This window comes from Dickeya sp. NCPPB 3274, from assembly GCF_000406205.1.
In the GTDB taxonomy this organism is placed as follows: Bacteria; Pseudomonadota; Gammaproteobacteria; order Enterobacterales; family Enterobacteriaceae; genus Dickeya; species Dickeya fangzhongdai.
In genome coordinates, this window is the sequence record NZ_CM001979.1 from 1353232 (window position 1) to 1376894 (window position 23663).

21 protein-coding genes are annotated in these 23663 nt (G+C 58.4%); 16 read left to right on the forward strand and 5 right to left on the reverse strand.

Annotated elements, in window-relative coordinates; genetic code table 11:
• Positions 1-9 precede the first annotated feature (9 nt).
• The 4 genes from kdpC to kdpF are packed head-to-tail and all read right to left on the reverse strand — an operon-like array spanning position 10 to position 4441.
• A complete protein-coding gene (kdpC, locus tag DXX3274_RS06835; RefSeq protein WP_042859175.1) occupies positions 10-585 on the reverse strand; it encodes a potassium-transporting ATPase subunit KdpC in 576 nt (191 codons plus the stop codon).
• A 15-nt stretch (positions 586-600) separates the two neighbouring features.
• Positions 601-2667 carry a potassium-transporting ATPase subunit KdpB gene (gene kdpB, locus DXX3274_RS06840; protein ID WP_042859176.1) on the reverse strand — a complete coding sequence of 689 codons (2067 nt, stop codon included), beginning with the start codon at positions 2665-2667 and terminating at the stop codon, positions 601-603.
• Between the two features lie 14 nt (positions 2668-2681).
• Positions 2682-4367: a potassium-transporting ATPase subunit KdpA gene (kdpA, locus tag DXX3274_RS06845; protein WP_042859177.1), complete on the reverse strand. Its 1686-nt coding sequence runs from the start codon at positions 4365-4367 to the stop codon at positions 2682-2684.
• Positions 4367-4441 (reverse strand): K(+)-transporting ATPase subunit F, encoded by a 75-nt coding sequence (gene kdpF / locus DXX3274_RS06850; RefSeq protein ID WP_202428405.1) that lies wholly within the window; start codon positions 4439-4441, stop codon positions 4367-4369. The genes kdpA and kdpF overlap by 1 nt, the downstream gene beginning before the upstream one ends.
• A 408-nt stretch (positions 4442-4849) precedes the next feature.
• Between kdpF and DXX3274_RS06855 the strand changes: the two genes are divergently transcribed.
• The 8 genes from DXX3274_RS06855 to nei all read left to right on the forward strand — a co-directional run bounded on the left by DXX3274_RS06855 (position 4850) and on the right by nei (position 11696).
• Positions 4850-5056 carry a YbfA family protein gene (locus tag DXX3274_RS06855; RefSeq protein ID WP_038660849.1) on the forward strand — a complete coding sequence of 69 codons (207 nt, stop codon included), beginning with the start codon at positions 4850-4852 and terminating at the stop codon, positions 5054-5056.
• A gap of 267 nt (positions 5057-5323) precedes the next feature.
• Positions 5324-6283: a 2-thiouracil desulfurase family protein gene (locus DXX3274_RS06860; protein WP_042859178.1), complete on the forward strand. Its 960-nt coding sequence runs from the start codon at positions 5324-5326 to the stop codon at positions 6281-6283.
• Positions 6284-6311: 28 nt separating this feature from the next.
• Positions 6312-7742, forward strand: a complete 1431-nt coding sequence (gene phrB, locus DXX3274_RS06865) for a deoxyribodipyrimidine photo-lyase (RefSeq protein WP_042859179.1) — start codon at positions 6312-6314, stop codon at positions 7740-7742.
• A 31-nt stretch (positions 7743-7773) separates the two neighbouring features.
• The gene (locus DXX3274_RS06870) at positions 7774-8517 is read left to right on the forward strand and encodes a type 2 GTP cyclohydrolase I (protein WP_042859180.1); all 744 of its coding nucleotides are present in this window, start codon (positions 7774-7776) and stop codon (positions 8515-8517) included.
• A 69-nt stretch (positions 8518-8586) separates the two neighbouring features.
• Entirely contained in the window at positions 8587-9246 is a 660-nt protein-coding gene (gene pxpB, locus DXX3274_RS06875) for a 5-oxoprolinase subunit PxpB (protein ID WP_042859181.1), read from the forward strand.
• Complete coding sequence (pxpC, locus tag DXX3274_RS06880) at positions 9240-10169, forward strand: 5-oxoprolinase subunit PxpC (protein WP_042859182.1); 930 nt, start codon at positions 9240-9242, stop codon at positions 10167-10169. Before pxpB ends, pxpC begins: the two co-directional genes overlap by 7 nt.
• Positions 10159-10896 carry a 5-oxoprolinase subunit PxpA gene (gene pxpA / locus DXX3274_RS06885; RefSeq protein ID WP_042859183.1) on the forward strand — a complete coding sequence of 246 codons (738 nt, stop codon included), beginning with the start codon at positions 10159-10161 and terminating at the stop codon, positions 10894-10896. The genes pxpC and pxpA overlap by 11 nt, the downstream gene beginning before the upstream one ends.
• Before the next feature lie 11 nt (positions 10897-10907).
• Entirely contained in the window at positions 10908-11696 is a 789-nt protein-coding gene (gene nei, locus DXX3274_RS06890; protein WP_042859185.1) for an endonuclease VIII, read from the forward strand.
• Positions 11697-11804: 108 nt separating this feature from the next.
• Here nei and DXX3274_RS06895 read toward each other — a convergent pair whose 3' ends face one another.
• Positions 11805-13091, reverse strand: a complete 1287-nt coding sequence (locus tag DXX3274_RS06895; RefSeq protein ID WP_042859186.1) for a citrate synthase — start codon at positions 13089-13091, stop codon at positions 11805-11807.
• A gap of 646 nt (positions 13092-13737) precedes the next feature.
• On the opposite strand from DXX3274_RS06895, the gene sdhC reads away from it, so the two are divergent.
• The 8 genes from sdhC to sucD all read left to right on the forward strand — a co-directional run bounded on the left by sdhC (position 13738) and on the right by sucD (position 23441).
• Complete coding sequence (sdhC, locus tag DXX3274_RS06900; protein ID WP_042859188.1) at positions 13738-14127, forward strand: succinate dehydrogenase cytochrome b556 subunit; 390 nt, start codon at positions 13738-13740, stop codon at positions 14125-14127.
• Complete coding sequence (sdhD, locus tag DXX3274_RS06905) at positions 14121-14468, forward strand: succinate dehydrogenase membrane anchor subunit (RefSeq protein ID WP_033570062.1); 348 nt, start codon at positions 14121-14123, stop codon at positions 14466-14468. The genes sdhC and sdhD overlap by 7 nt, the downstream gene beginning before the upstream one ends.
• On the forward strand, positions 14468-16234 hold the full coding sequence (gene sdhA, locus DXX3274_RS06910; RefSeq protein ID WP_038660815.1) for a succinate dehydrogenase flavoprotein subunit: 1767 nt from the start codon (positions 14468-14470) through the stop codon (positions 16232-16234). Before sdhD ends, sdhA begins: the two co-directional genes overlap by 1 nt.
• A gap of 18 nt (positions 16235-16252) precedes the next feature.
• The gene (locus DXX3274_RS06915; protein WP_042859189.1) at positions 16253-16969 is read left to right on the forward strand and encodes a succinate dehydrogenase iron-sulfur subunit; all 717 of its coding nucleotides are present in this window, start codon (positions 16253-16255) and stop codon (positions 16967-16969) included.
• 243 nt (positions 16970-17212) lie between these two features.
• Positions 17213-20020 (forward strand): 2-oxoglutarate dehydrogenase E1 component, encoded by a 2808-nt coding sequence (gene sucA, locus DXX3274_RS06920; protein WP_042859190.1) that lies wholly within the window; start codon positions 17213-17215, stop codon positions 20018-20020.
• Positions 20021-20037: 17 nt separating this feature from the next.
• Positions 20038-21264 (forward strand): 2-oxoglutarate dehydrogenase complex dihydrolipoyllysine-residue succinyltransferase, encoded by a 1227-nt coding sequence (odhB, locus tag DXX3274_RS06925; RefSeq protein ID WP_042859191.1) that lies wholly within the window; start codon positions 20038-20040, stop codon positions 21262-21264.
• Positions 21265-21402: 138 nt separating this feature from the next.
• Positions 21403-22569 carry an ADP-forming succinate--CoA ligase subunit beta gene (gene sucC / locus DXX3274_RS06930; RefSeq protein WP_038918321.1) on the forward strand — a complete coding sequence of 389 codons (1167 nt, stop codon included), beginning with the start codon at positions 21403-21405 and terminating at the stop codon, positions 22567-22569.
• The gene (gene sucD / locus DXX3274_RS06935) at positions 22569-23441 is read left to right on the forward strand and encodes a succinate--CoA ligase subunit alpha (protein WP_042859192.1); all 873 of its coding nucleotides are present in this window, start codon (positions 22569-22571) and stop codon (positions 23439-23441) included. The genes sucC and sucD overlap by 1 nt, the downstream gene beginning before the upstream one ends.
• Positions 23442-23663 lie beyond the last annotated feature (222 nt).

Below are 23663 nucleotides of genomic sequence, written 5' to 3' on the forward strand. Positions count from 1 at the left end.
GGCCCTTAATCAGGGAAGCGGTTTAAGCTGGTCTAACGCCATATTCAATTCTACGACATTCACCACCGGCGTTCCGATAAATGCGGGCCACGGCGTGCGCGTATAGCGATTGATCAACTGTTCTACCTGATCCTGCGTCAGGCCGCGCGCTTTGGCGACCAGTCCGGCCTGATAGTCGGCGGCAGGCACCGAAATGTGCGGGTCCAGCCCGCTGGCCGAGGCGGTAACCAGCTCCACCGGTACCGGCGCGTTGTCGCCGCGGCGCTGGTGCCAGGCCGCGACGTTCTGACTGACGGCCTTGTCCAGCGCCGGGTTGCTGACGGCGAGGTTGCTGCCGCCGGACGCCATCGTGTTGTAGGCGCTGTCCGACGTGGCGGACGGGCGGCTCTGGAAGTACCCGTCACGGCTGAACGCTTGCCCAATCAGCGACGAGCCGACCGCTTCGTCCTGCCGATACAGCAGGGAACCGTTGGCCTGCACCGGGAACAGCCATTGCCCCAGCGCGGTGACCAGCAACGGGTAGCCGACGCCGGTGATCAGGGTCATCAGCAGTAATAAAACCAGGGAAGAACGGACATAATTCATGATAATTACCTTCAGTTACGCCAGCCCGGTGACAGTCAGGAGCACGTCGATGAGTTTGATGCCGACGAACGGCACCAGCAGACCGCCCAGCCCGTAAATCCATAGGTTGCGGCTCAACAGCGCCGCGGCGCTCATGGGTTTATAACTGATCCCTTTCAGCGCCAGCGGGATCAGAAACACGATAATCAACGCGTTGAAGATTACCGCCGACAGCATCGCCGAGGCGGGGGAGTGCAGTTGCATCACGTTTAGCGCGTTCAACTGCGGATAGGTGGCGGCGAACGCGGCCGGAATGATGGCGAAATATTTGGCTACGTCGTTGGCGATACTGAACGTGGTCAGCGAACCACGGGTCATCAGCATCTGCTTGCCGATGTGCACTACCTCGATAAGCTTGGTAGGGTTGGAATCCAGATCCACCATGTTGCCGGCCTCTTTGGCCGCCTGGGTGCCGGAGTTCATCGCCACCGCCACGTCGGCCTGCGCCAGCGCCGGGGCGTCGTTGGTGCCGTCGCCGGTCATCGCTACCATACGGCCTTCCGCCTGATACTGGCGAATCAACGCCAGTTTGGCTTCCGGTGTGGCTTCCGACAGAAAATCGTCCACACCCGCTTCGGCGGCAATGGCGGCGGCGGTCAGCGGGTTATCGCCGGTAATCATGACGGTCTTGATGCCCATGCTGCGCAGTTCGGCGAAGCGCTCCTTAATACCGCCTTTGACGATATCTTTCAGCGCCACCACGCCCAGTACGCGCTTGCCTTCGGCTACCACCAGCGGGGTGCCGCCCTGACGCGCCACGCCGGCGACGGCGTCTTCCACTTCCGCCGGGAACTGGCCCTGATTGGCTTCAATGTAGCGGCGCAGCGCGTCCACCGCGCCTTTGCGGATGGTGCGCCCCTGAATATTGACGCCGCTCATGCGGGTCTGCGCCGAGAAAGGCACGAAGGTGGCGTCCAGGTCCCGCAGCGCCCGCTCGCGCAGACCAAAACGCTGTTTGGCCAACACCACGATGCTGCGTCCTTCCGGGGTTTCGTCCGCCAGCGAGGCCAACTGCGCCGCGTCGGCCAGCGCCTGTTCGCTCACGCCCGGCGCCGGCAGAAACGCGGACGCCTGACGGTTGCCCAGCGTGATGGTGCCGGTCTTGTCCAGCAGCAGCACGTCGATGTCGCCGGCGGCTTCTACCGCGCGGCCGCTGGTAGCGATGACGTTGGCGCCCAGCATGCGGCTCATGCCGGCGATGCCGATGGCCGACAGCAAGCCGCCGATGGTGGTGGGGATCAGGCACACCAGCAGCGCCACCAGTACGGTGATGCTGATCACCGAGCCGCTGTTGTTGGCCGTGACGCTGAACCAGGAGAACGGCGACAGCGTGGCGACCACCAGCAGGAAAATAATGGTCAGTTCCACCAGCAGGATGGTGAGCGCCACTTCGTTCGGGGTTTTGCGGCGTTTGGCGCTCTCCACCATGGCGATCATTCGGTCGATAAAGGTTTCGCCAGGGTTGACGGTGCACTGGATCACCAGCCAGTCGGACAGCACGCGGGTGCCGCCGGTCACCGAGGCGAAATCGCCGCCGGATTCGCGGATCACCGGCGCGGATTCGCCGGTGATGGCGCTTTCATCCACCGAGGCGCCGCCTTCCAGCACCTCGCCGTCGCAGGGGATCATCTCGCCTGCGGACACCAGTACCACGTCGCCTTTGCGCAGGCTGTCGGCCGGCACTTTCTGGGTGGCGGCGTCATGGTGCGGCGCGGCCAGCTTGTTGGCCCAACTGGTTTTTTTCACGCCTCTGAGGGTTTCCGCCTGCGCTTTGCTGCGGCCTTCCGCCAGCGCTTCGGCGAAGTTGGCGAACAGTACCGTCACCCACAGCCACAGTGAGACCGCACCGGTGAACCCGGCGCTGCCGGCGGTGTGCCCGCTGACTATCGCCAGCCAGATACCGGCGGTTAACAGGCTGCCGATATACACCACGAACATCACCGGATTGCGCCACTGGACGCGCGGATCGAGTTTTTTTACCGAATCCACCAGCGCGTTACGCAACAGAGCGGAATCAAAAAGCGTTTGCTGTTTACGAATCATCTTCTTTCTCCGGCTCAGTGAACCAGACTTGACTGTAAATGCTCGGCAACTGGACCCAGTGCCAGGGCAGGAATAAAGTTCAGCGCGCTAATCAGCAAAATGACGGCGATCAGCAGACCGATGAACAGCGGGCCACGGGTGGACAACGATCCCTTGGTTTCCGGCTGGCGTTTTTTCGCCACCAGCGAACCGGCGATCGCCAGCACCGGAATCAGCGACGAGAAGCGGCCCAGCAGCATCGCGATACCCAGCGTCAGGTTGTAGAACGGGGTGTTGACGCTAAGGCCGGCAAAGGCGCTGCCGTTGTTGTTGGCGGCCGAGGAATAGGCGTACAGCACCTCGCTAAAGCCGTGCGCGCCCGGGTTCAGGATACCGGCGCGGCCGGCTTCGGTGCCGAGCGCCAGCGCGGTGCCCAGCAATACCAGCGCCGGGGTGATCAGAATCGCCAGCGCCGCCATCTTCATTTCCCAGGCTTCGATTTTCTTACCGAGGTATTCCGGGGTGCGGCCGATCATCAGCCCGGCAATAAACACGGTCAGCATTACGAACACCAGCATGCCGTAGAAGCCGGAACCTACGCCGCCGAAGATCACTTCGCCAATCTGCATCAGCCACATTGGGATCAGGCCGCCCAGCGCGGTAAACGAGTCATGCATGGCGTTGACTGCGCCGCAGGAGGTGGCGGTGGTAATGGCGGCGAAAAAGGCCGACGTCAGAATGCCGAAACGGGATTCCTTGCCTTCCATGTTTTGCGCGCTGTCCGCTCCCAACGACAACAGGTGCGGGTTGCCGCTGACTTCGGCGTACATCACTACCGCGGTGGCGGCGATCAGCATCAGCGACATCGCCCACAGCAGGGTATGGCCTTGATGACGGTCATTCACCACCCGGCCGAAGGTAAAGCACAGCGCCGCCGGAATCAGCAGGATGGACAGCAACTGCACGAAGTTGGTCAGCGCATTCGGGTTTTCGAACGGATGAGCCGAGTTGGCGCCTAAAAAGCCGCCGCCGTTGGTGCCCAGCATTTTAATGGCTTCCTGCGAGGCCAGCGGCCCCATCGGCAGCACCTGCGATGCGCCTTCCAGCGTGGTGAGATGCTGGTAGGGCAGGAAGTTCTGAATACTGCCCTGACTAATGAAGAACAGGCTGAGCAGCAGTGAAATCGGCAGCAGCAGATACAGATTGATGCGCAGCAGATCCAGCCAGGCGTTGCCCAGGTCGTGGGTAGTGCGGCGGGCGAAGGCGCGCATCAGCACGAAAGCCACGGCGATGCCGGTGGCGGCAGACAGGAAATTCTGTACCGTCAGCCCCACCATCTGGCTGAAATAGCTCAGGGTATTTTCCCCGCTGTAAGCCTGCCAGTTGGTGTTGGTCACAAAACTTATCGCGGTGTTGAGCGCCAGATGCCAGGACAGGCCCGGCATCTGCTGCGGGTTCAGCGGCAGATGATCCTGATACGCCAGCATCAGAAACAGCAGCACGATACCCAACAGGTTGAACACCAGAATCGCGCCGGTGTAGTGTTGCCATCCCATTTCCCGGGTTGAAAAACCACACAGCCGGGCCATGCCCAGCTCGTAACGGCGTATACGGCCGGTTTCACCTTCCACCAGCCGCGCCATAAACTGGCTGAGCGGCTGTGCCAGCACCAGCAGGATCGCAAACAGGCTGACGATCAATAAAAAAGCATCGCTGGGCATCAGAATTCCTCCGCGTTGAGCAATGCATAAAAAAGATAAACCAGCAGTAGTACCACCAGCATACCGCCTGCCATCAGGCCAATATTCACAGGTCACCTCCAACGGTGTTGACTCGCTATCATCCGGTCGTTTCCCTTCTCAGTCGCGCCTGAGAAATGGGATTCTTCCTACGGCGTTCAGGCTACGCAGAGCGGAAAAAAGAAGGTGCAAATTTCCGCGAGGCGGGCGTAAAAAAAGTATAAAAATGGTGAAAGATACGTCAGTTAGGCTACCGACATGCCAGAGAAGAGCGCATGCGCCGGTGTATTCCGGCTGGCGGGTTTTTTAGCGTGGGCTAGTTATGTGTAACCATTGAGAATCAAAAAATTAACCATAATTTAACTTATTGATGTTGATGGAAAAATAGTGAATTACCGGGTTGCTATCTGGTCCGATGAGTGTAAAATTTAATCAGAAGTAAACCGTTTAATCAGGAGGCGTTAATGATGTCCTACGTTGTTTATCCCTGGTACCGGGTGGTCTTGCGCCGCATCGGCGTGGTGCTGGTGGGGATTCTGGCGCTGCCGGTGATGCTGTGCTGGCGTGGCCGTTCCCGTTTTTACAGCTACCTGCATCGCGTTTGGCTAAAGACCAGCGATAAGCCGGTGTGGCTGGAACAGTCAGAACATGCCGCCGGCTATTTTTACTGATTGACCCCGTTCGTTCAGGAAAGCCGCCTGGCGGCTGTTCTTCCTTTCTGTGCTGTCTGCGCTGTTGTTACCGCTGGTACCCTTTTTTCCTGTTTCTTTTGCTGAATATCTGACCGCTTCCCTCTGCGTAGCCGTAGCGCGCTCTGTTATGATTTTGCCAGTCAATAGCGGCGCGGATGCGCTGACTGTAGCGTTTATCTAGCGGGGAAAGCGGGATAATTCCGCTATGCTATTGAGATAGCACTCTCTTTTAATAAAGGGGACACCATGACAGCCGATCTGATTCCCGTAGGCATCAGCGCCTGCCTGCTTGGCAATCCGGTGCGTTTTGATGGCGGTCATAAACGACTGGCCTTTGCCGTTGAGCAGCTTGCTCCCTATTTTCATTTTGAACCGGTGTGCCCGGAGATGGCGATCGGCTTGCCGGTGCCGCGCCCGGCATTGCGGCTGGTTAAGTCGGATGAAGGGCGCCTGCGCCTGCTGGCCAGCAATGGCTCCGGGCTGGATGTGACGGACAACATGGCCGCTTTCTCCGCTGAAAAAGCGGCGGAACTGGCGCACCTGTGCGGTTATATCGTCTGCGCTAAATCGCCGAGCTGCGGTATGGAGCGGGTTAAAATTTATGATGCTGCTCAGAACAACGCGCGTAAAAGCGGGGTGGGGCTGTTTACCCAGCAAGTAAGGGAAACGCTGCCGTGGTTGCCGGTGGAGGAAGACGGTCGCCTGCATGATCCGGCGCTGCGTGAGAACTTTATTGCCCGGGTCTATGCGTTGCATGAGTTCAACCAGTTATGGGAAAAAGGGTTGAGCCGCGGCGCGCTGATGAGCTTCCACAGCCGCTACAAGCTGCTGTTGCTGGCGCATTCGCAGCCGGAGTACCGCGAGCTGGGGCCGTTCGTCGCCGCGATGGACCAGTGGGATTCGCTGGAGGCGTTTGCGGCGCAGTACCGGCTGCGATTTATGACGCTGTTGTCGCGCCCGGCAACCCGGCGTAATCACACCAATGTGCTGATGCATGTGCAGGGGTATTTTCGCCGTCAGTTGACCGCCGGACAGCGGCAGGAACTGACCCGGTTGATCGATCGTTATCGTCAGGGCATGCAGCCGTTGCTGGCGCCGCTCACCCTGCTGCGTCATTACATGACGGAGTACCCGGATGCCTGGCTGGCGCAGCAGCGCTATTTTGATCCTTACCCGGAGGCGCTGCGGTTACGTTATGGGCATTAATTTTTCAGCAGTACGTTAAGGATGGTTCATGACCACACATCTGGTCTGGTTTCGTCACGATTTACGCCTTACCGATAATCTGGCGTTGCACGCCGCCTGCCAGGATCCCGACGCACGGGTTGAGGCGGTGTTTATCGCCACGCCGCAACAGTGGGCCAGCCATGTAATGGCGCCGTGTCAGGCGGCGTTCCTGCTGGATAATTTGCGTGGTGTGCAACAGGCGCTGCGGGAGAAAGGCATCCCGCTGCACTACCATCAGTGCGATGATTTCGCCGCCAGTGTTCGCTGGCTGGCCGATTTCTGCCGCGAGCGTCAGGTGGCGCGTCTGTTTTACAACCGTCAGTATGAATGGAATGAACGCCAGCGCGACCAGCAACTGGAACAGACGTTGACCGGCGTGACCGAATGCCGGGGATTTGACGACAGCCTGCTGTTGCCGCCCGGCAGCGTGGTCACCGGCTCCGGCGACATGTACAAGGTGTTTACGCCATTTCGCGCCGCTTTTCTCAAACGACTGCAACAAAGCGATGTCGGTTCGGTACCCGTGCCGGCTGCCCGCCGACAGGGCGACATCACGCTGGCGTCGCTGGCGCCGTTCGACTATCCGCAAACCGACGTTGATGCCGATTTTCCGGCCGGCGAGCCGGCGGCCTTGCAGCGCCTGCGCCAGTTCTGCCGTGAGCAGGTGACGTTTTACCATGAACAGCGCGACCTGCCCGCGCTGGCCGCCACCAGTAAGCTGTCGCCGTATCTGGCGCTGGGAATACTGTCGCCGCGTCAGTGTTTCAATCGCTTAACGATGGAACACCCGGACTGGCTGGTCCGGTCGGAAAGCGGCGCGTTTACCTGGTTCAACGAGCTGGTGTGGCGCGAGTTTTACCGCCACCTGCTGGTGTTCAGCCCGGCGTTGTGCAAGCACCAGCCGTTTATCGGCTGGACGCGGCGCGTGGCGTGGCGCAACGCGCCGGACGAACTGGCGGCGTGGCAACGGGGGGAGACCGGCTACCCCATCGTTGATGCGGCGATGCGGCAGTTGAACCAGACCGGCTGGATGCACAACCGGCTACGGATGATTTGCGCCAGTTTTTTGGTGAAAGATCTGCTGATCGACTGGCGCGAAGGCGAGCGTTACTTTATGAGCCAACTGCTGGACGGCGATTTGGCCGCCAATAACGGCGGCTGGCAGTGGGCGGCATCCACCGGCACCGACGCCGCGCCTTATTTTCGTATTTTCAACCCGACGACGCAGGGCGAGCGTTTCGACCCGGAAGGCGTGTTTATCCGGCGCTGGGTACCGGAGCTGGCGCAGGTTCCGGGCAAGGCCGTTCATCAGCCTCACGACTGGGCCGTGCGCCAGCAGCGGCGCATCGACTATCCCTTGCCGATTGTCGATCACAAACAGGCGCGTACGCGCACGCTGGCGGCATTTGAAGCCGCGAAAAGCGGCGAAACGGCATGATCGCCACTGAAGACAGAAAGGAGCATAAGCTATGCGTAATACCGAACTGGAAAGCCTGATCAACGGTTTTCTCAATGTGGCGGCGTTTCAGGACTACGGGCCCAACGGGCTACAGGTGGAAGGGCGCAGCGAGGTGCGGCGCATCGTCACCGGCGTCACCGCCTGTCAGGCGTTGCTGGATGCCGCCGTGGCGCAGCAGGCCGACGCGGTGCTGGTGCATCACGGCTATTTCTGGCGCAACGAGCCGGCGGTGGTGCGCGGCATGAAACGTCAGCGCCTGAAGACCCTGCTGGCTAATGACCTCAACCTGTACGGCTACCACCTGCCGCTGGACGCTCATCCGGACGTCGGCAACAACGCCCGGCTGGCGGCGATGCTGGGGATCCGGGTGCTGGGCGAGATTGAATCGCTGCTGCCATACGGCGAACTGCCCCAGCCTTGCAGCGGCGACGACTTGCGTCAGAGGCTGGAAACGGCGCTGGAGCGGCCGGTGCTGCATAGCGGCGACAACGCGCCTGCGCAGATCCGGCGTATCGCCTGGTGTACCGGCGGCGGGCAGAGTTTTATCGATCAGGCGGCTGATTTTGGCGTTGATGCCTTCATCACCGGCGAGGTATCGGAGAAAACCATCCACACCGCCCGTGAAATGGGGCTGCATTTCTATGCCGCCGGCCATCACGCCACCGAGCGGGCCGGGATCCGCGCGCTGGGCGAATGGCTGGCGTCGCAACATGGTTTTGACGTGACATTCATTGATATCCCTAACCCGGCGTAATTGAACAGCCGGACGCCGTAGATCATGACGGCGGCGGGATAAGACGGACAACATCAGGCTGGAGGAAGGATGCAACGCGCGCGCTGTTATCTGTTGGGTGAGAAAGCGGTGGTGCTGGAACTGGAACCGCCGCTGCGACTGGAAAGCCAGCAACGAATCTGGGGACTGGCGGAGCGTCTGGCCGGGCACGACGACGTCAGTGAAGTCATCCCCGGTATGAATAACCTGACGGTGGTGCTCCGGCATCCGCGTCGGCAGGCGCTGGATGCTATCGAACGCCTGCAACGCTGGTGGGAAGAGAGCGAATCGCTTACCGACGTGCCACAGCGCGACGTGGTGATTCCGGTGATCTACGGCGGCGAACAAGGGCCGGATCTGAACGTGGTGGCGGAGCATTGCGGCATGACCGCGCAACAGGTGGTGGAACGTCATGCCGCCGGGCGCTATGTGGTCTACTTCCTCGGTTTCCAACCCGGTTTCCCGTATCTCGGCGGGTTGGATGAGGCGCTGTCCACGCCGCGACGCGCTGAACCCCGGGTGCTGGTGCCTGCCGGTTCGGTAGGGATCGGCGGCAGCCAGACCGGCGTTTATCCACTCAGTACGCCGGGCGGCTGGCAACTGATTGGCCGCACCTCGCTGGCCCTGTTCCAGCCGACGCAGACGCCGCCAACGCTGTTGAGGCCGGGCGATCGGGTACGCTTTGTTCCGCAGCGGGAGGGAATATGCTGAAGATTATCCGGGCAGGATTGCAGACCACGGTGCAGGATCTCGGACGTCCGGGGTGGCGGCAACTGGGCATCAGCCAGTGCGGCGCGCTGGATAGTCCGGCGCTGAAGCTCGCCAATTTGCTGGTGGGGAACGACACGGACACGGCGGCGCTGGAAATCACGCTGGGGCAACTGGCGGCCACCTTCACTACACCGTGCTGGATTGCGCTGACCGGGGCCGACTGTCACGCCACATTAGACGGCAAAACGCTATGGACCGGCTGGTGTTTTGCGGCGAAACCGGGGCAGACGTTGCGCCTGCGTTCGCCACGTAACGGCATGCGCAGTTATCTGGCGCTATCCGGCGGGATTGATGTGCCGGAGGTGCTGGGATCCCGCAGTACCGACCTGAAGGCGGGAATTGGCGGGCTGGAAGGACGCCCGCTGGCGGACGGTGATACGTTGCCGCTGGGAAAACCGCGGCGTTTGCCCAGCCGTTCCGTCGGGGTTAAGCAGCTGTTGTTCAGCAATCGGGTGCGTGTGTTGCCGGGGCCGGAGTATCAGGAGTTCAGTGAAGAGGCGCGCGACAATTTCTGGCGCACCGGCTGGCATCTCAGCCCACAGAGCAACCGCATGGGCTATCGCCTGCTGGGGCCGGAGCTGATACGCGAAAATCAACGGGAAATGTTGTCCCACGGCCTGCTGCCGGGGGTGATTCAGGTGCCCCACAACGGCAAGCCGATTGTGCTGATGGCCGATGCCCAGACGACCGGCGGCTATCCGCGCATCGGTTGCGTGATTGAGGCCGACCTGTACAACATGGCGCAGTTGCGCCTGGGCGAACCGGTTCATTTTATTCGCTGCTCGCCGGATGACGCGCTACGGGCATTGCAGGAGCAACATCGCTATCTGGAACAACTGGCCTGGAGGCTGCATGGTAATTGATTTGAACGCCGACCTGGGAGAGGGCGGCCAGCACGATGAGGCACTGTTACAATTGGTCAGTTCCGCCAATATCGCCTGCGGCTTTCATGCCGGCGACGCCGACCTGATGCGTCAGTCGGTATGCTGGGCCATCCAGTATGGCGTGGCGATTGGCGCGCATCCGAGCTTTCCCGATCGCGAAAACTTCGGCCGTTCGTCCATGAATTTGCCGCCGGAAACGGTTTACGCGCAGGTGGTGTACCAGATTGGCGCGCTGGCGGCGATCGTCAAGGCGGAAGGCGCACGCCTGTTTCACGTTAAACCCCACGGCATGCTCTACAATCAGGCGGCGCGCGATCCGGCGCTGGCGGATGCCATTGCCCGCGCAGTGGCGGCGGTGGATCCGTCGCTGTGTCTGGTGGGGCTGGCGGGCAGCGAGCTGATTCGTGCCGGTAAACGAGCCGGACTGAAGACTCGTCAGGAAGTGTTCGCCGATCGCAGCTATCAGGCCGATGGTTCGCTGGTGCCGCGCGATCAGCCTTCCGCCGTGATCAGCAGCGATGAACTGGCGCTGGCTCAGACGCTGGAAATGGTGCAGCGTCAGCGGGTTCGCGCCAGCAACGGCAGTTGGGTCGCGGTGCAGGCGGAAACGGTCTGTCTGCACGGCGATAACGCCCACGCGCTGATTTTCGCCCGCCGGTTGCGAGAAAGCTTCACCCAGTATGGCATACAGGTTACGGCCCGATAACGGAGGAGAGGATGCCCGAAGGCCCCGAGATTCGACGTGCCGCCGATCGGCTGGCTGCCGCAGTGGTGGGAAAAACGCTGACTGGCGTGTGGTTTGCTTTTCCTGAACTGAAACCCTACGAAGCAACGCTGATGGGGGAACAGGTTGAGCGTATCGTCACCCGTGGCAAGGCGCTGTTGACCTGGTTCTCCAATGACGTGGTCATGTACAGTCATAATCAGCTGTACGGGGTCTGGCGAGTGGGAAAACAGCCGCCCGATACCCGCCGGGAGCTGCGAGTCAGGTTGGATACCGACGATAATGCCGCTTCGCTCTACAGCGCTTCTGATATCGCTATGCTGACGCCCGAACAGCTGGCGACTCATCCTTTTTTACAGCGGATTGGGCCGGACGTGCTGGATGAGTCATTGACGGTCGACGAGGTGCGGGAACGGCTGCTGTCAGCGCGCTTTTGCCGCAGGCAACTCGGGACCCTGTTGCTGGATCAGGGTTTTTTGGCCGGGCTTGGCAATTATCTGCGGGTGGAAATTCTGTGGGCGTCAGCGCTGGCGCCAACGCGGCGGGCGGCGGATCTCAGCGAGACCGAACTGGCGATGTTAAGCCGCATGCTGCTGGAGATTCCCAGACTGTCGTACCAGACGCGCGATTCGGAAGACGATGAGAATCGTCATCATGGCGCGTTATTCCGTTTTCACGTGTTTCATCTGGATGGGAAACCCTGCGAGCGCTGTGGTCACCCTATTGTGAAAAGCCTGGTGGCGTCCCGACCGTTTTATGCCTGCCCGCACTGCCAGCAATGATTCGCGGGTGAGAGAGCCGGTGCGGCGAACGGTGTGAAAAATACAAATAAAAAAGGTCGGGCACAGCCCGACCTTTTCACTGCTAACCACCAGATAGGGCGGCTGCGTTTAGCGTTTGGTGACTGATGGCTCGAAATCGCGTTCGCCGTGGCCGGTGTACAGCTGGCGCGGACGGGCGATCTTCAACCCTTCGCCGTGCATTTCGCTCCAGTGAGCGATCCAGCCGACGGTACGCGCCATCGCGAAAATCACCGTGAACATGGTAGACGGAATGCCCATGGCTTTCAGGATGATGCCGGAGTAGAAGTCCACGTTCGGGTAGAGTTTGCGCTCGATGAAGTACGGGTCGTTCAGCGCGATGTTTTCCAGCTCCATCGCCACTTCCAGCAGGTCATCCTTGGTGCCCAGTTCTTTCAGTACTTCATGACAAGTCTGGCGCATTACGGTGGCACGCGGGTCGTAGTTCTTATACACGCGATGGCCGAAGCCCATCAGGCGGAACGAGTCGTTCTTGTCCTTGGCGCGTTTGATGAAGGCCGGAATGTGCTCGACGGAACTGATTTCTTCCAGCATACGCAGACAAGCTTCGTTGGCGCCGCCGTGTGCCGGCCCCCATAGCGAAGCGATGCCCGCGGCGATACACGCGAACGGGTTGGCGCCGGAAGAACCGGCGGTACGCACGGTGGACGTGGACGCATTCTGCTCATGATCGGCATGCAGAATCAGGATGCGGTCCATAGCGCGTTCCAGCACCGGATTCACGACGTATTCTTCGCACGGCGTAGCGAACATCATGTGCAGGAAGTTACCGGCGTAGGACAGGTCGTTACGCGGATACACGAACGGCTGGCCGATGGAGTACTTGTAGCACATGGCCGCCACGGTCGGCATTTTCGACAGCAGACGATAGGCGGCGATTTCGCGGTGACGCTCGTTGCCGATATCCAGCGAGTCATGGTAGAACGCCGCCAGCGCGCCCGTCACGCCGCAGAGCACCGCCATCGGGTGGGAGTCACGGCGAAAGCCGTGGAACAGGCGGGTGATCTGCTCGTGAATCATGGTATGGCGGGTGACGGTGGTCTTGAAGGTGTCGTACTGTTCCTGCGTCGGCGCTTCGCCAAACAGCAGGATGTAACAGACTTCCAGGTAGTTGGATTTTTCCGCCAGTTGCGCGATGGGATAGCCGCGGTGCAGCAGTACGCCCACATCGCCGTCAATATAAGTGATTTTGGATTCACAGGACGCGGTAGAGGTAAAACCGGGGTCAAACGTGAAATAACCTTTAGAACCGAGGCTACGAATATCAATCTCGTCGTTGCCAAGCGTACCAGACAGGACATTCAGCTCAATAGACTCTTTACCGTCTATAGTAAGCGTTGCTTTTTTATCAGCCATTTACAGTCTCCTTAGCGCTTTAATCTTTAATTTTAAAAATTCGTCACTGCAGAAATACCGTCATGCCCGCACGCTGGACAAAGTAAATAGACCAGGCGTCACTCTGCGGTCTGCAAGAAGACCGGGGTACAGAGTTGACCAGATGTCAGGCGGCCACAGTCAGGGTGAACACGTGCTCTCCCAGCTTGGGCATTAACCCTGTCCTGCTCTAATTGTAGCTAGTACTTATCACTTTTCCGGGGACTTTGTTTCCCACTGTTACATAACTTTGGTGAATGGGAAAGAGCTACCGATGAGCTTTAACAGGGCAAAAGGTTTCTTGGGTCCTATTTGTAATTTAAATGTTTAAGATTTGTCAAATCAGATAATTAATTTTATATAAATTGTGAAATTCGTGATCTTACTCACTGTTCAGGGCAAATGTGCCCAAACAGTTTGTAGGGTAATTGTAATAAGAATGTGAAGTGCCTATACTGCCGCCAGGTCTCCGGAATACCCTGCAGTAGGAGCACCCAGTGTGATCGGTTTGTGCGATTGAAGAAAAGGATCATGATTCAGGCGCGCATTGACAGAGACAAACATCATCTCACCGTCCACACTGTCTGACCCCACAACAGGTCCGGAGGAAGAAAATAATAAAAGCTGTGTGGGCAAACCCGTGAAAAAACAAAGACCTGTCAATCTGGATCTGCAGACGATCCGGTTCCCCGTTACCGCGATAGCATCTATTCTTCACCGTGTCTCCGGCGTTATTACGTTTGTTGCTGTGGGTATTCTGTTGTGGCTGCTCGGTCTCTCCCTCTCTTCGCAGGAAGGGTTTGTCCAGGCGGCGGCCATCATGGACAGCTTCATCGTGAAATTCATTGTCTGGGGCATTCTGACCGCGCTGGCCTATCATATTGTAGGTGGTCTGCGCCATCTGCTGATGGATTTTGGCTATATCGAAGAAAACTTCGCGGCGGGATCACGTTCTGCAAAAATCTCTTTCATTATTACTGTCGTGCTTTCATTTTTGGCTGGAGTCCTCGTATGGTAAGCAATGCCTCCGCATTGGGACGTAATGGCGTACACGATTGGTTATTACTTCGCGCTTCTGCCATCGTCATCGTGCTGTATGTCCTGTATATCGTTGGCTTTGTGGCCAGCGCCGGTAACATCACGTATGAAATCTGGCGTGGTTTTTTCGCCATGCATCTCACCAAGGTGTTCACCCTGCTGACGTTATTCGCCATTCTGGTCCATGCCTGGATCGGGATGTGGCAGGTGTTGACTGATTACATCAAACCGCTGGCCGTCCGGCTGACTTTGCAGCTGGCTATCGTGGTCGCGTTATTGGTGTACGTCATTTATGGAACTGTTGTGGTGTGGGGTGCGTAATGAATTTGCCAGTCAGAGAGTTTGATGCCGTTGTCGTCGGTGCGGGTGGTGCCGGTATGCGCGCCGCGCTGCAGATTTCCCAGATGGGCCTGTCCTGCGCCCTGTTGTCAAAAGTGTTCCCGACTCGTTCCCATACCGTGTCCGCTCAGGGCGGAATTACCGTGGCGCTGGGTAACACCCACGAGGATAACTGGGAATGGCACATGTATGACACCGTGAAAGGTTCCGACTATATCGGTGACCAGGACGCGATTGAATACATGTGTAAAACCGGTCCGGAAGCGATTCTGGAACTGGAGCACATGGGGCTGCCGTTCTCCCGTCTGGATGACGGCCGCATTTATCAGCGCCCGTTCGGCGGTCAGTCCAAGAATTTCGGCGGTGAGCAGGCTGCCCGCACCGCGGCGGCGGCGGACCGTACCGGTCATGCATTGCTGCACACGCTGTACCAGCAGAACCTGAAAAACCATACCACCATCTTTTCCGAATGGTATGCGCTGGATCTGGTGAAAAACCAGGATGGCGCGGTGGTGGGATGTACCGCCATCTGCATCGAAACCGGCGAAGTCGTTTATTTCAAAGCCCGCGCCACCGTGTTGGCGACCGGCGGCGCAGGCCGTATCTATCAGTCCACCACCAACGCCCACATCAACACCGGCGACGGCGTTGGCATGGCGCTGCGCGCCGGTGTGCCGGTGCAGGACATGGAAATGTGGCAGTTCCACCCGACGGGGATCGCCGGCGCCGGCGTGCTGGTGACCGAAGGGTGCCGTGGTGAAGGCGGTTACCTGCTGAACAAGCACGGCGAGCGTTTCATGGAGCGCTATGCGCCGAACGCCAAAGATCTGGCGGGACGCGACGTAGTGGCGCGTTCCATTATGATCGAAATCCGCGAAGGCCGGGGCTGCGATGGCCCGTGGGGGCCGCACGCCAAACTGAAGCTGGACCATTTGGGCAAAGATGTTCTCGAATCCCGTCTGCCGGGCATTCTGGAGCTGTCCCGCACCTTTGCGCACGTAGACCCGGTGAAAGAGCCGATTCCGGTTATCCCGACCTGCCACTACATGATGGGCGGTATTCCGACCAAGGTAACTGGCCAGGCGCTGACCGTGAACGAGAAGGGCGAAGACGTGGTGATTCCGGGTCTGTTCGCCGTGGGCGAAATCGCCTGCGTCTCCGTACACGGCGCCAACCGTCTGGGTGGCAACTCGCTGCTTGACCTGGTGGTGTTTGGTCGTTCCGCCGGTATGCACCTGCAGGAATCTCTGGCCGAGCAGGGCGATACCCGCGACGCCAGCGATTCCGATGTCGACGCCTCGCTGGAACGTCTCAACCGTTGGAACAATACCCGTTCCGGTGAGGACCCGGTGGAGATCCGCAAGGCGCTGCAAGCCTGTATGCAGAATAACTTCTCGGTATTCCGCGAAGGCGACGCGATGGCGAAAGGGCTGGAAGAGCTGAAAGTGATCCGCGAGCGTCTCAACAATGCCCGTCTGGACGATACTTCCAGCGAGTTCAACACCCAGCGCATCGAATGCCTGGAGCTGGACAACCTGATGGAAACCGCTTACGCCACCGCGGTGTCGGCAAACTTCCGCACCGAAAGCCGTGGTGCTCACAGCCGCTTCGACTATCCTGATCGTGATGACGAGAATTGGTTGTGTCATTCGCTGTATCAACCGCAAACCGAAAGCATGACGCGCCGTGAGGTGAACATGCAGCCTAAACTGCGCCCGGCGTTCCCGCCGAAAGTGCGTACTTATTAATTGTGCGGAGAGAAAGCGATGAAAGTTGAATTTTCCGTTTATCGTTACAACCCGGATGTCGATAGCGCGCCGCGCATGCAGGACTATACGCTGGAAGCGGAAGAAGGCCGCGACATGATGCTGCTGGATGCGTTGATCCTTCTGAAAGAGCAGGATCCGACGCTGGCGTTTCGCCGCTCCTGTCGTGAGGGCGTGTGTGGGTCTGACGGTCTGAACATGAATGGCAAGAATGGGCTGGCGTGCATTACTCCGGTGTCCACCCTGCGTAACGGCAATAGCAAAATTGTGATCCGCCCCCTGCCGGGGTTGCCGGTTGTGCGTGATTTGGTGGTGGACATGGGACAGTTCTATGCCCAATATGAGAAAATCAAACCTTACCTGTTGAATAATGGGAAAAATCCGCCGGCGCGCGAACATTTGCAAGCGCCGGAACAGCGGGAAAAACTGGATGGGCTGTACGAGTGCATCATGTGCGCTTGCTGCTCCACGTCCTGCCCGTCGTTCTGGTGGAACCCGGATAAATTTATCGGGCCTGCCGGTCTGCTGGCCGCGTACCGTTTCCTGATCGATAGCCGCGATACGGAAACCAAAGCGCGTCTGGACGACCTGAATGACGCTTTCAGCGTATTCCGCTGTCACAGCATCATGAATTGCGTCAGCGTTTGCCCGAAAGGATTGAACCCAACGCGCGCCATCGGCCATATCAAGTCGATGCTGTTGCAGCGTAGCGCCTGAGTTTCAGACGTTATGTAACAAACCGGCACCCCCGTAATAAGGCGGGGGTGCCACAGGAAACCTTTAAAAACCGGCTTATGCGCCCGAACCGTTTTTTAAAGGTTCCTTCAGGATAGGAATATCCGCAGCGTGTGTAACCAGGCACAGCAAGTGAACCGTATTTACGGCAACCCGTTTTATAACGGCAACATAAGACATGTTAACCACGGCGAAAACTGAAGCTTATTAGCTTAAGGGATCACAATGCAGAACGGCGCAATGAAGGCCTGGCTGGATTCCTCCTATCTGGCGGGCGCGAACCAGTCCTACATAGAGCAGCTCTATGAAGATTTTTTAACTGACCCGGATTCTATCGATCACAGCTGGCGTTCGATTTTTCAACAACTTCCTACCACTGGGGTTAAACCGGATCAACTTCACTCCAAAACCCGCGACTATTTCCGCCGCCTGGCGAAAGACGCTTCGCGTTATACCTCTTCCATTACCGACCCTGACAGCGACGCCAAGCAGGTTAAGGTATTGCAGCTGATTAACGCTTTTCGTTTCCGTGGTCATCAGCATGCCAATCTTGATCCGCTGGGTTTGTGGAAACAGGAACACGTACCGGATCTGGATCTTGCCTATCACAACCTGACTGACGACGATCTGAAAGAGAGCTTCAATGTCGGCTCGTTCGCCATCGGCAAGGAAACCATGCCGCTTGGCGAGCTGTACGCGGCGCTCAAGCAGACCTACTGCGGCCCGATTGGCGCAGAATACATGCACATCACCAATACCGAAGAAAAACGCTGGATTCAGCAGCGCATCGAGTCGGTGGTGGGGCTGGCGAGTTTTACTGTTGAAGAAAGAAAGCGTTTTCTGAAAGAGTTGACCGCCGCCGAAGGGTTGGAGCGTTATCTGGGCGCCAAGTTCCCGGGTGCCAAGCGCTTCTCGCTCGAAGGGGGCGATGCGCTGATCCCGATGCTGAAGGAAATTATCCGTCACGCGGGTAAAAACGGTACGCGCGAAGTGGTGATGGGGATGGCCCACCGCGGGCGTCTCAACGTGCTGGTGAACGTGATGGGTAAAAAACCCCAGGATCTGTTCGATGAGTTCTCCGGCAAGCACAAAGATCACCTCGGCACCGGCGACGTGAAATACCATCAGGGTTTCTCGTCTGACATGGAAACCGAAGGCGGCAAAGTGCATCTGGCGCTGGCGTTCAACCCGTCGCATCTGGAAATTGTCAGCCCGGTGGTGATTGGGTCAGTGCGTGCGCGTATCGATCGTCTGGACAATCCCAGCAGTGCGCTGGTGCTGCCGATCACCATTCACGGCGACGCCGCGATTGCCGGTCAGGGCGTGGTGCAGGAAACCCTGAACATGTCCAAGGCCCGTGGTTACGAAGTAGGCGGTACTATCCGTATCGTCATCAACAACCAGATCGGTTTTACTACTTCTAATCCGCGTGATGCCCGTTCCACCGAATACTGTACCGACATCGGCAAGATGGTGCAGGCGCCGATTTTCCACGTCAACGCCGACGACCCGGAAGCGGTGGCGTTCGTCACCCGTCTGGCGCTGGATTTCCGCAACACCTTCCAGCGTGATGTATTCATCGATCTGGTGTGCTACCGCCGTCACGGCCATAACGAAGCCGATGAGCCGAGTGCTACCCAGCCGGTGATGTACCAGAAAATCAAGAAACACCCGACGCCGCGTAAAATCTACGCCGACCGTCTGGAGCAACAGCAGATGGCGACGCTGGAAGACGCCACCGAGCTGGTCAATCTTTACCGCGACGCGCTGGATGCCGGCGAATGCGTGGTAGACGAGTGGCGCCCGATGGATATGCACTCCTTCACCTGGATGTCTTATCTCAACCATGATTGGGATGAGCCTTATCCGCACAAGGTTGAAACCAAACGCCTGCAGGAGCTGGCGCACCGGATCAGCGAAGTGCCGGAAGCGCTGGAAATGCAGCCGCGCGTCGCCAAGATTTATAACGACCGCGCCGAGATGGCGGCGGGCGAAAAACTGTTCGACTGGGGCGGTGCGGAAACGCTGGCTTACGCCACGCTGGTGGATGAGGGCATCCCGGTGCGTCTGTCCGGTGAGGACGCCGGACGCGGCACCTTCTTCCATCGTCATGCGGTAGTGCATAACCAGAAAGGCGGTTCCACTTACACGCCGCTGGCGTATGTGCATAACGCGCAAGGCGTGTTCAATGTCTGGGATTCGGTGCTGTCTGAAGAGGCGGTACTGGCGTTCGAATACGGTTATGCCACTGCCGAACCGCGCACGCTGACTATCTGGGAAGCCCAGTTCGGCGACTTCGCCAACGGCGCGCAGGTGGTGATTGACCAGTTCATCAGTTCCGGCGAGCAGAAGTGGGGCCGTATGTGCGGGCTGGTGATGCTGCTGCCGCACGGCTACGAAGGTCAGGGGCCGGAGCACTCCTCCGCGCGTCTGGAGCGTTATCTGCAACTGTGCGCCGAGCAGAACATGCAGGTGTGCATTCCGTCCACGCCGGCGCAGGTCTATCACATGTTGCGCCGTCAGGCGTTGCGTGGCATGCGTCGCCCGCTGGTGGTGATGTCGCCGAAATCGCTGCTGCGTCATCCGCTGGCTACCTCCACGCTGGATGAACTGGCGAATGGCCAGTTCCAGCCGGCGATTGGGGAAATCGACGAGCTGGATCCGAAAGCGGTGAAGCGCGTCGTGCTGTGTTCCGGCAAGGTCTACTATGATTTACTGGAACAACGTCGCAAGAACGAACAGAAAGATGTGGCGATAGTGCGTATCGAACAGCTGTATCCGTTCCCGCATCAGGCCGTGCAGGCCGCGCTGGAGCCGTTCGCTCACGTACATGATTTTGTCTGGTGCCAGGAAGAGCCGCTGAACCAGGGCGCGTGGTACTGCAGCCAGCACCACTTCCGTGAGGTGATTCCTTTTGGCGCCTCGTTGCGGTATGCCGGTCGTCCGGCCTCTGCTTCACCCGCCGTTGGCTATATGTCCGTACACCAGAAACAACAACAAGCTCTGGTTGATGACGCGCTGAACGTTAATTAAATGAATAAGGATAGATAATGAGTAGCGTAGATATTCTTGTCCCTGACCTGCCTGAATCGGTAGCCGATGCGACTGTGGCTACCTGGCACAAGAAACCGGGCGACAGCGTCCAGCGTGATGAAGTACTGGTTGAAATTGAAACCGACAAAGTCGTGCTGGAAGTTCCTGCGATTGAAGCCGGCGTGCTGGAAGTGGTGCTGGAAGCGGAAGGCGCCACCGTAACGTCTCGTCAGGTTCTGGGGCGTTTGCGTCCCGGCGACAATTCTGGCAAGGAAACCAGCGAAAAAGCGCAGAGCAAAGAGTCGACGCCCGCACAGCGTCATACAGCCGGGCTGGAAGATGAGAATAACGATGCCCTGAGTCCGGCTATCCGTCGTCTGATTGCCGAGCACGATCTGGACGCGGCTGCCATCAAGGGCAGCGGCGTGGGCGGCCGTATCACTCGTGAAGACGTGGAAAAGCACCTGGCTGCTCAGAAACCGGCTGGTAAAAAGGCGGATGCGCCTGCCGCAGCGCCGGCTTCATCTGCACCGTCACTGGGCAACCGCAGCGAGAAACGTGTTCCCATGACCCGTCTGCGCAAGCGCGTGGCCGAGCGTCTGCTGGAAGCCAAAAACAGCACCGCCATGCTGACCACGTTCAACGAAATCAACATGAAGCCAATCATGGATCTGCGCAAGCAGTATGGCGAGGCGTTCGAGAAACGTCACGGCATCCGCCTGGGCTTCATGTCCTTCTATATCAAGGCCGTTGTGGAAGCCTTGAAGCGCTTCCCGGAAGTGAATGCGTCCATTGATGGCGAAGATGTGGTTTACCACAACTACTTTGACGTCAGCATCGCGGTGTCGACCCCGCGTGGTCTGGTGACGCCGGTGCTGAAAGATGTCGATCTGCTGGGTATGGCCGAGATCGAGAAGAAAATCAAAGAACTGGCGGTGAAAGGCCGTGACGGTAAACTGACGGTCGAAGAGCTGACCGGCGGTAACTTCACCATCACCAACGGCGGCGTGTTCGGTTCCCTGATGTCGACCCCGATCATCAACCCGCCGCAGAGCGCGATTCTGGGGATGCACGCCATCAAGGATCGCCCGATGGCGGTGGATGGTCAGGTTGTGATTCTGCCGATGATGTACCTGGCGTTGTCCTACGATCATCGTCTGGTCGACGGCCGTGAATCGGTCGGTTTCCTGGTTACCGTTAAAGAGATGCTGGAAGACCCGGCCCGCTTGCTGCTGGATGTCTAACGCGTTGCAGTGAAAGGCGGCCGGCCTGCGCCCTGCCGCCTTTATTATGTGCTATGCAGGCCGTTGCGCACGCGCGGCGGCGTTATCCACGACAGAAAGTCTCCGGACTTATCTTCAAACTTAAATGGATAGAACATCATGAATTTACATGAGTATCAGGCAAAACAGCTCTTTGCGCGGTATGGTTTACCGGCGCCTACCGGTTACGCCTGCACAACACCGCGTGAAGCGGAAGAAGCGGCATCCAAGATTGGCGCAGGTCCGTGGGTCGTGAAGTGTCAGGTTCATGCCGGCGGCCGCGGCAAGGCCGGCGGCGTGAAGCTGGTGAACAGCAAAGAAGAGATTCGCGCCTTTGCCGAAAACTGGCTGGGTAAGCGTCTGGTGACCTACCAGACTGACGCCAACGGCCAGCCGGTTCACCAAATTCTGGTAGAAGGCGCGACGGACATTGATAAAGAACTTTACCTGGGTGCGGTCGTCGACCGCGGCACTCGTCGTGTGGTGTTCATGGCATCCACCGAGGGTGGGGTAGAGATTGAGAAAGTTGCGGAAGAAACGCCGCACCTGATCCATAAAGTCGCGCTGGATCCGTTGACCGGTCCTCAGCCGTATCAGGGACGCGAGCTGGCGTTCAAGCTGGGCCTTAGTGGCAAGCAGGTGGCGCAGTTCACCAAAATTTTCATGGGACTGGCGACCCTGTTCCTGGAGCGCGATTTGGCGCTGGTGGAAATCAACCCGCTGGTGATCACCAAACAGGGCGATCTGATCTGCCTGGACGGCAAACTGGGCGCCGACGGCAATGCCCTGTTCCGTCAGCCGGAACTGCGCGAAATGCGCGACCACTCTCAGGAAGACGCGCGTGAAGCGCATGCCGCGCAGTGGGAACTGAACTATGTGGCGCTGGATGGCAATATCGGCTGCATGGTAAACGGCGCCGGTCTGGCCATGGGTACTATGGATATCGTGAAACTGCACGGCGGTTCACCGGCCAACTTCCTTGATGTGGGCGGCGGCGCCACCAAAGAGCGTGTTACTGAAGCCTTCAAGATCATCCTGTCCGACGACAAGGTGAAAGCGGTACTGGTGAATATTTTCGGCGGTATCGTGCGTTGCGACCTGATTGCCGACGGTATTATCGGCGCGGTAGCTGAAGTGGGTGTGAACGTTCCGGTGGTGGTGCGTCTGGAAGGCAACAATGCCGAACTGGGGGCGCAAAAACTGGCGGATAGTGGTCTGAATATCATTGCTGCGACCAGCCTGACGGATGCGGCTCAGCAAGTGGTTGCTGCAGTGGAGGGTAAATAATGTCCATTCTGATCGATAAAAACACCAAAGTCATCTGTCAGGGTTTTACCGGCAGTCAGGGGTCGTTCCATTCTGAGCAGGCGATTGCTTACGGTACGCAGATGGTTGGGGGCGTGACGCCAGGCAAGGGTGGCACCGAACATCTGGGTCTGCCGGTATTTAATACCGTGCGCGAAGCGGTGGAAACCACTGGCGCGACAGCGTCGGTCATCTATGTCCCGGCGCCGTTCTGCAAGGATTCCATTCTGGAAGCCATTGATGCCGGCATCCAGTTGATCATCTGTATTACCGAAGGTATCCCGACGCTGGATATGCTGACGGTGAAAGTGAAGCTGGAGCAGAGCGGCGTTCGGATGATCGGTCCGAACTGCCCGGGGGTCATTACGCCGGGCGCCTGCAAGATCGGCATCATGCCGGGCCACATTCATCTGCCGGGCAAGGTAGGCATCGTGTCCCGTTCCGGTACGCTGACCTATGAAGCGGTGAAGCAGACTACTGATACCGGTCTGGGTCAGTCGACCTGCGTAGGTATCGGCGGCGACCCGATTCCGGGCTCCAACTTTATCGATATTCTCAAGCTGTTCGAGCAGGATCCGCAAACCGAAGCCATCGTGATGATCGGTGAAATCGGCGGTACCGCGGAAGAAGAAGCGGCAGCTTACATCAAAGAACACGTTACCAAACCGGTGGTGGGTTACATCGCCGGGGTGACGGCGCCGAAAGGCAAGCGTATGGGCCATGCCGGCGCGATTATCGCGGGCGGCAAAGGTACAGCGGATGACAAATTCGCCGCGCTGGAAGCGGCGGGCGTCAAGACCGTGCGCAGCCTGGCTGATATCGGCGATGCGGTAAAAGCCGTGCTGGGGCGTTAAACCGCAGGCTCAGCATACCGGAAGGTAGTGTGTAATATTTTCAAAGTTCGACATGTTTGGCCACCTCGGGTGGCCTTTTTTATATTTGAAGCTTGTCGCAAAAATATAGCCTAAAAGAAAAAATATTTAATCAATCCAGCAACAATAAAGTAACAATAAGCGCATAAATTAAAAAATTCCATATTTGAGATCAACTCGCGCTATTTTTAATTAAAATAAAAA